The 7,839-nt window shown below is 36.7% G+C and carries 9 protein-coding genes and 1 pseudogene; 6 read left to right on the top strand and 4 right to left on the bottom strand.

The features are described 5' to 3' along the window. The coding region (locus WQ54_RS34840) for a hypothetical protein (protein WP_231597584.1) at nt 1-191 on the top strand (191 nt) is incomplete at its 5' end. Nucleotides 192-1,042: 851 nt separating this feature from the next. Continuing rightward, nucleotides 1,043-1,720, top strand: a complete 678-nt coding sequence (locus WQ54_RS19515; RefSeq protein ID WP_046512795.1) for a reverse transcriptase domain-containing protein — start codon at nt 1,043-1,045, stop codon at nt 1,718-1,720. 89 nt (nt 1,721-1,809) lie between these two features. Here the strand turns inward: WQ54_RS19515 and WQ54_RS32900 are convergent. The 3 genes and pseudogenes from WQ54_RS32900 to WQ54_RS19505 form a co-directional block, all read right to left on the bottom strand. Further along, nucleotides 1,810-2,145, bottom strand: a pseudogene (locus WQ54_RS32900) (transposase); the annotation flags it as partial. A gap of 27 nt (nt 2,146-2,172) precedes the next feature. Next, nucleotides 2,173-2,814, bottom strand: a complete 642-nt coding sequence (locus WQ54_RS19510) for a transposase (protein WP_046586515.1) — start codon at nt 2,812-2,814, stop codon at nt 2,173-2,175. Continuing rightward, nucleotides 2,735-3,346, bottom strand: a complete 612-nt coding sequence (locus tag WQ54_RS19505) for a transposase (RefSeq protein ID WP_052737878.1) — start codon at nt 3,344-3,346, stop codon at nt 2,735-2,737. Before WQ54_RS19505 ends, WQ54_RS19510 begins: the two co-directional genes overlap by 80 nt. 53 nt (nt 3,347-3,399) lie before the next feature. Here WQ54_RS19505 and WQ54_RS19500 point away from each other — a divergent pair, with 53 nt between their 5' ends. The 4 genes from WQ54_RS19500 to WQ54_RS32035 all read left to right on the top strand — a co-directional run bounded on the left by WQ54_RS19500 (nt 3,400) and on the right by WQ54_RS32035 (nt 6,295). Further along, complete coding sequence (locus WQ54_RS19500) at nt 3,400-4,125, top strand: reverse transcriptase domain-containing protein (protein ID WP_331435142.1); 726 nt, start codon at nt 3,400-3,402, stop codon at nt 4,123-4,125. Nucleotides 4,126-4,353: 228 nt separating this feature from the next. After that, on the top strand, nt 4,354-4,632 hold the full coding sequence (locus WQ54_RS19495; protein WP_046586513.1) for a hypothetical protein: 279 nt from the start codon (nt 4,354-4,356) through the stop codon (nt 4,630-4,632). 223 nt (nt 4,633-4,855) lie between these two features. Further along, a complete protein-coding gene (locus tag WQ54_RS19490; protein ID WP_046586517.1) occupies nt 4,856-5,581 on the top strand; it encodes an MBL fold metallo-hydrolase in 726 nt (241 codons plus the stop codon). Nucleotides 5,582-6,004: 423 nt separating this feature from the next. Beyond that, nucleotides 6,005-6,295, top strand: coding sequence for a hypothetical protein (locus WQ54_RS32035; protein WP_052737877.1), 291 nt, complete (start codon nt 6,005-6,007; stop codon nt 6,293-6,295). A 427-nt stretch (nt 6,296-6,722) separates the two neighbouring features. Here WQ54_RS32035 and WQ54_RS19480 read toward each other — a convergent pair. Continuing rightward, nucleotides 6,723-7,839: IS110 family transposase (locus WQ54_RS19480; protein ID WP_046586510.1), on the bottom strand; the 1,117-nt coding region annotated here is incomplete at its 5' end.

Raw genomic sequence — 7,839 nt, 5'->3', positions numbered from 1 at the left:
CGAGCAAACCTAGAGGCCAGAAGGAATTAACGAATACTGCAGTCCCGAAATCTACGCCCCTCCAAGAAACTGTTTCGAGGGATGATTTGCTTAGCGTCGACCTTTATCTAACGGGGGAAGACCGATGCCTTACGGGAAGAAACGGTCAAAAGCACCGTAAGGGCAGCCGGGGCACGGGTTCTAGCATCTAGGGAAAGATTCTCAGAGATAACGACGGGAAGGTCCTACTTCAAATTTGAATGGTACAAACCAATAAAGACCTATCATATAAGAGGCTAATAGAAATTGGTAGGAAGATTTAGGACTGGCGCATGAGGTCGTAGTAGCAACGAGAGAAGGGTAATGCCTTCTTAAGTGTAAGGAAATTACACTTCTATTAAGGTAACACCTATGATGGAGCGAAGGACCTCTGGGCACTTGGAATGTTTAAGCATAATAGACTCTGAGCTATTAAGTATGTTTAAACTAGCTTACAAGTAAACTTACAAATGATGGGGGAATATGTGTACCGACATTTAATCCTGCGGTTGTATGGGAAGACCTGTAGGTGATTAACCAAGGTCAGAACCGGACTCGGGAAATCCGACCGTCCGGGATCGTAGGGGGGCTACAGGAAACGTGATTTTATCATATGCGCGCGCCTGTTTTCTACCCGACGGCGGGCCGAAAGCCAAATGGCTGAAGGGATTGAGCTCCATAAACGTTAGTAAACCGAGAGGGCTGATGCCTTACCTGCGTGCAGAAAGCAACATTTTATCCTTCGTCAAAGGCTAGAAGGATGAAACCTCTCTGGAGTCAGAGACCTTGGGACGTTACACATTGATATGATACGGCAACTCGGGAGACCCTACCGGTCTTTTCTACTTTATAGAAGAGTATGGTCTACAAGCGATAATAAGCAAGGAAACCAAATGCCGATGTAGGGAGTCGGATAGCAGCGTAGTACCAATGAAGTTGGGTAATGCCGATGGAGGAAAGGCTAGCTACCAGTTATCACCCTTACTAGGGACACATTTACTACACACAGAGGTAGGGATAATAAATGGAAACAAAACTACTAAGGATAGCAGAATTAGCAAAATCTGATACTAAATTGAAATTCACATCACTTGCACACTTATTAAATGAGCAAACGCTAACACAGTGTCATCATGAACTACCTAATAAAAAGGCGACTGGTGTTAATGGAACGACTAAAGAACAATACAGCGAAAACATGGAAGAAAACATAAAGGATTTAGTAAGTAGGCTTAAAAGCAAAAGTTATCGACCTGTTCCAGTAAGAAGAATGTATATCCCAAAACTCAATTCAAACAAGAAAAGACCTTTGGGGATACCGGAACATGAAGATAAAATTGTTCAAAAAGGCATTACAAAGATACTAAATACCATCTATGAAAATGACTTTCTTGATTGCTCCTTTGGATTCCGTCCAAATCGTAATTGCCACGATGCTTTGAAAATACTGAATTATTACATTGAAAAGAAGTCAGTAAATTATATAGTAGATGTAGATATCAAAGGATTCTTCGACAACGTTGACCACACATGGATGATGGAGTTCTTAAAACTACGAATCTCTGACCCTAACCTACTAAGAATAATTGGTAGGTTTCTTAAAGGTGGATATATGGAGAAAGGTAAGAAATACAAAACAGACAACGGCACACCGCAAGGGAGACCTCCGAAAAAGGCACGTTTAAATGTGTTCTTTAGGTGATTTTTACATTTTCCGGGTGTTTATAAGGGATATTCTATGTTAAAAGGGGTAAATTCAAGAGATAAATGAGGGTTTTCTCCTTTTTATTCCTATGATTCTTGTAAAAGGGCAGACTTCTCCCGTTGTCGTTTTTGAGTAATTAATTTACTCATACGTTTTACATTACAAGCTATTGTTGATAGAAGAGAGTGAATGGATGTTCTTTCTAACCCTCTGTAACGGCTGCGACGTAAACTATGATTTCTTACTTTATCTGCATGTCGACGCTCAATTAACCATCTATTTTTACTCGCCTTTTTATAATCATTTGTTTGATAGTGCTCACGTCCTCGTGCTAAATCAAAGTAATAGTTACTAATATACACGTGTCTTACTGTTTTACTATTAGTACACTTTGTTCTTAAAGGACAACCTTGACACTTTGATTTAGTATATGTAAACTCATACCCTTCTTATTTACCTCTATTCTTTTTTTCTCTATATCTAGTTGTACTTACGCCATTAGGGCAAGTTAACTTCATATTTTCTTTATCAAATTGAAAATGTTCAGGGGCAAATAGTCCTTGCGAGTGCTGTTTTGTCTTCATTACACTGATATGTCCAACAATTTGGTTCTCATATAAGAAGCGAAGGTTCTTACCAAACCAATACCCCTTATCTGCAGAAGTTTCAGTTGGTAATGCCCCATGGCATTTTTTAAATTGTGTAATAAGATCAATCAATTGGTCACCATCCTCTGCATTGGCTGGAGTGACTTTAACAGCTGTAATGATTTCACTTTCTTCATCTATCATAATATGGTCTTTATAGCCTTGTATTGTACGCATATCTGATTTATGTCCTGTTCTAGCCTCTGGGTCAACAACACTAATAATTCGATCTTTTGCCGAGTCCTTACGGTCTGAAATGACTTTTTTCAACATAACGATCGTCGTTTTTTCTTCTTCTTTTTCAAACAATGGTTCAGCAGTTTCAACAAGCTCTGTCGCTAGTTCTAATACATGTGGTAACTTTTCATCGCGTGTTTGGTCCTTTGAGTTCTTCCCATAGCTTTTGATAACGCTGTTGAAAATCTTCTCCTTTGGTCTGATCAACTAATAGTAATTCACGAACCACTTTCTCAAAAGCTTGGCGCACTAGAGAAAGCCATGTTGGAATGGCTACAGCAGCGATGATATGGGTAGAATCAATAATTGCCCGTTTAGGCTGACGATTAATTAGGCCTGCTTCTATACATTGATCAATAAGATGCTTAAAGATTTCTTGAAACTTTTGAAGGCCCACACGATTTACACGAAAATAACTAATGGTCGAATCATCAGGTAAATCCTCATCAAGGTTTAATCCAAGAAACCAGCGATAAGCTAAATTAACACGAATATGTTCAATAACTTGAACATCGGAAAGGTCATACAGATATTCAAGAAGACAAATTTTAAACATAAACTCTGGTTCTTCGGCAGGTCGACCACGATCGGCTGAGTATCGATCAGAAAGCATGTCACGAATAAAAGATAAATCGATGGTTTCATCAATTTGTCTTAACAAATGATCTTGAGGTATTACCTTATCGTAATAATACTGATCGAATCCAGAAATCTGTTTAGAATTCGTCTTTCTAAGCATCTTTATCCCCTCCCTAAATATCGCCAATTACATTTTATCCTATAAATTGATAGATTTGGATTTGTTTTTTCGGAGGTCTCCAAGGTGGAGTAATATCTCCGATATTAGCCAATGTATACCTCCATTACGTCCTCGACCTATGGTTTGAGAAAAGGGTTAGGAAACAGTGCAAAGGACAAGCATACATCGTAAGATATGCAGATGACTTTGTTTGTTGTTTTCAATATAAAAGTGAAGCTGAACAATTCTTCCATTCGTTAAAGTTGAGGTTAAAGAAATTTAACTTAGAAATAGCTGAGGACAAAACCAAAATTATTCCCTTTGGACGGTTTGCGGAGATAAATGCAAAACAAAAGGGGAGAAATAAACCAGATACCTTTGATTTTCTAGGGTTCACAAATTATTGTGGGAAAAGTAAACAAGGGAAATTTCGAGTAAAACGGAAATCGAGCAGGAAGAAAGTCCAAGGCAAACTCAAAGAATCTAAAGAATGGCTGAAGATTAATAGAAATAAAGATATTCATTTGATTATGGATAGATTTAAACGCTCGCTTGTAGGTTATTACAACTATTACTGCATCACAGATAACACCCAAAATGTGAATAACTTCAAAGACAAAATAGAGTTTTTACTGTTTAAATGGCTCAATAGAAGAAGTCAAAGAAAGTCCTTCACCTGGGATAAATTCAGATTATTTCTTAATAAATATCCACTACCTTATCCAAGGATTAAAGTGAATATATACGATTTAAGAAAAGAGATTAACTATATTCTGTAAATGATGACTTGGAGGAGCCGTGTGCATTAGTAGTGCAAGCACGGTTCTGAGAGGGGGGAGAGTACAATTAACCGAAATATTAAAAGGTTCTCTTCTACTCGACTGCTTCAATAACGAAGGATCGCTTTTTTCTTATTCAAGTAACAGTGCAGGTTAGCTTAAGAAGATTTACAGTTCTTTAAATTGGTTTATTATGGTAAATTTGATTTATAGAGGGGGAGGAGCATAATGTCAAAAGAAAAGTTAATCAGTTTAATTGTTGTGGGTTTCATATTAGTTATAGGTGGACTTGTAATGATTTTTTCAAGTGTTAATTTTGTAACATCATTTGCAGACTCTTGGTTAATGAGTCGTGGTGGGGCAGATACAGGTATTTACCAAATTATTCTTAAAGGCCATATAAATAACTTTTTAGTAGCTGGAGGTATTTTATTTGGATTTGGACTGTTGGTAGTTATCTTAACTTATTATAAGTTTCAAAATGTGTATGGAAAAACTATCCGATAAAATGTAAAGCGTTATTCATCGTCTTATTACCTAACGGGGGCAAGAGTGAAAGATTAATGCTGTCGTTGCGGCAGCTTTTTCTTATAGTGCTCCCTCAGTTAGATACGATTATCTCTCAAATACTCACTTATAACGGAGCAGTTTAGTGATAGAAGGAATTTAATAGCAATAGGAGAATTATATCTAGTAATGTCTTATTGCACATATAGGGGGAATCGTTATGATGCAAGTTACTCAAGTAGAAATGATGTATAAAATAACATTCCACAATTCTAAAGGTTTATCTGTTAATTGTTACCTTGTTGAAGAAAATGATTACTTAACTCTTATTGATACAGCGATGGAAGAACATGCCGAAAATATTCTTAGAGTAGCAAGGGATATAGGCAAACCAATAAACAATATTATTTTGACTCATGCACATCATGACCATATAGGCGGACTAGACAAAATAAAACAACTAATCCCCCATAGTACAGTTTATATTTCTCGTAGAGAAGCACCACTAATGTATGGGGACATATCGTTAAATGAAAACGAACCAAAAACTCAAATTCGTGGAATATTCCCTAAAAAAATTATATCCAAAGCAGACATTTTGCTTCAAGATGGAGAACGTATTGGTTCCTTACTAGCTTTATTTACACCAGGTCATACACCAGGTTCAATGTCATTTATAGACACTCGTAATAATACATTGATAGCAGGAGATGCTTTTCAAACCATTGGAGGTCTAGCAGTAGCTGGTCAAATGAGACCATCGTTTCCATTCCCAGCCAAGGGAACATGGAACAATGAAATTGCTTTAGAAAGTGCTCGGAAAATACAAGATTCCAATCCATCCATCCTTGCTGTTGGACATGGAGAAATAGTAAGCCAACCACTTGCTGATATTACCATAGCGATAGCAGAGGCGGACTTAAACGTAAAACAAGAGAAAAATAGTTAGGGGGAATAGTCTAGACAATATTAATTTATTTACGCTATACATCAATAAGGACAATCATGACTACTTCAATTGATTTTTTTCTTTTTGATTAAAAAATTAACCATAAATGGAGATCTTTAATACCATTTTTCTAATTTGTAATAACAAAACAGATTGTGAAGAATTGTACTTAAAGTAAACCAGCTAATAGTTTGTCAACATTTTTCAATAAAAATATTAATTACATGCGTTTATTGATATTTTATGATGAAGTTTAACTAATATATCAAAAATGTTATGTTGCATTAAAACCAAAATACTTGATGAACTAACTGGTCAAAAGTATAAGAATAAATGGGTTGCTACGGCAGCCTTTTTTCTTTTTCGTTCTTCAACTAAATGGCAGGTTTGCGAAAGAAGAAAATAACAGAATGAGGGGTTTCCTTGATTAAAATAATTGATATTAGGAATAGAAATAATGCTGAAGATGTTTTAAACATTCAAATAACTTCATATAAGGTAGAGGCAGAAATAATTGGTTCCTATGAAATACCGCCTTTAAAGGATACAATTTATACTTTGCAACTTTGCGGAGAAACGTTATTTGGTTACTATATAGTAGCAATGAGAATATTTGAAGAGATATTCAGAAGAATCCTCTGTAAGCGAAATATTGAAATAGGCAAAGTTTATTTTTATATTTCAATATTTTTAGTGATAAAGATACAACAGTAATAAAGTACTTTAACTCCCTCAGTTAGATACATTTATCTTTCGAATACTCACTTATTCGCAGGATTTCAAACCACTTGATCGAACAATAATGGATGAATGGAATGAATTTTGATACTTTGGCTACATGAAGGCATGCGGAAATAGAGGAGGTAGAAATAACTCCAATTATTACCATATTATGCACGCATTCTCCACGCCGCCCCTGGAGGCTATCCCTCCCATGTCTCAACGGGTCTAAGCCCTCTCATTCCTTCGTCATGCCTATCCAAGGGGTGGAGGCCGGTTTTGCTAACGGAACGGGTCGGTGCCCTTTGGTTAAACACATCCAGTACTCCGTGCTTTCTTTGAGATCCTACGAATAAGGCAACATTCGATAAAATACTAATCTAAATATTAATTGATAGGTATTTAATTTATAAAGATACAGTTATGCTGCTAATGGTGTTAAAGGTTGTACTTTTCTAGGACAATAAGATTCATTACGTCGGGCCATTCCTACTAATATTCTTGCAAGTTTACCAATCAGTTTCATAATTGATTTCATTTTCTTCATTTTTTTTACTTTTACATTGTTGGAGTGAAGCTCCTTGAACTCGGGATTGTTCATGACAAGACTCATTGTCGCTAAATACAAGAAACGCCGCAGTCTGGATCTCCCACGTTTAGAAAGAACGATTTGTCCTTTCCATTTACCCGAGCTAGCCTCTGCTAGATGTAATCCTCCATGTCGTAATAGAGAGTTACCATGGGCGAAACCACTTAAATCTCCTGCTTCTCCTAAAATTCCTGCTAATGTTATTTCACTAATTCCTTTAATGGCAAGTAATTTCCTTGCGAAAGGAATTTGTTTGAGTACGTCAGTAACTTCTTTTTCGACTCTTTCGAGTGGGGCTGTAGCGAGATCAAATTCTTCAAGTAATTGTTCTAAGTGTAGTTTATAAGCATCATGTGCTTGGTGACTACCAACAGAATGTTTGGCTAATTCTATTAGTAACTGTGCTTTTTTAAAGCCAGCGTGTCGCTTCATCAGTGTTTTCCAACCTTTTACTATATCCTGTGCTTCCATGGAACGTAGTTCCCTAGGTGTAGGAAATAAGCGAAGAGTTGCGATTGCCCCTTTGCCTTTGAAGTCTTTAAATACCTGTCGAAGTTCAGGGAAGACAATATCTACCCAACGATTTATTTGGTTTATGGAACTGACGAGCCGTTTAACAATCACGTCACGGTTAGCCATTAATACTCGAAGTTTTTCGAAAGGTTCTGAAGTGGGACGAATAAAGGCATAGTAGCCATTCTTCACCATATCAGCGATGACGAGAGCGTCTTTTTTATCACTTTTGGATTGGGTGTTATCTCGGTTTTCCTTATTCTTTTTTACAAGGTGAGGATTAACTGATACGACATCAATGTTTTGTTCGTATAGCCATTTCGATAAGTTAATCCAGTAATGTCCGGTAGGCTCCATACCAACTATTGCTTTATCAAAATTTTTTACAGCTTTTAATCCTTTGATCCATTCTAGTAACCTAGTAAAGCCCACTTCA

Source organism: Bacillus sp. SA1-12 (assembly GCF_000981385.1).
Lineage (GTDB): Bacteria > Bacillota > Bacilli > Bacillales > Bacillaceae > Metabacillus.
Note: the sequence above shows the minus strand (reverse complement) of the source record. Positions and strands in the feature narration are given on the sequence as shown.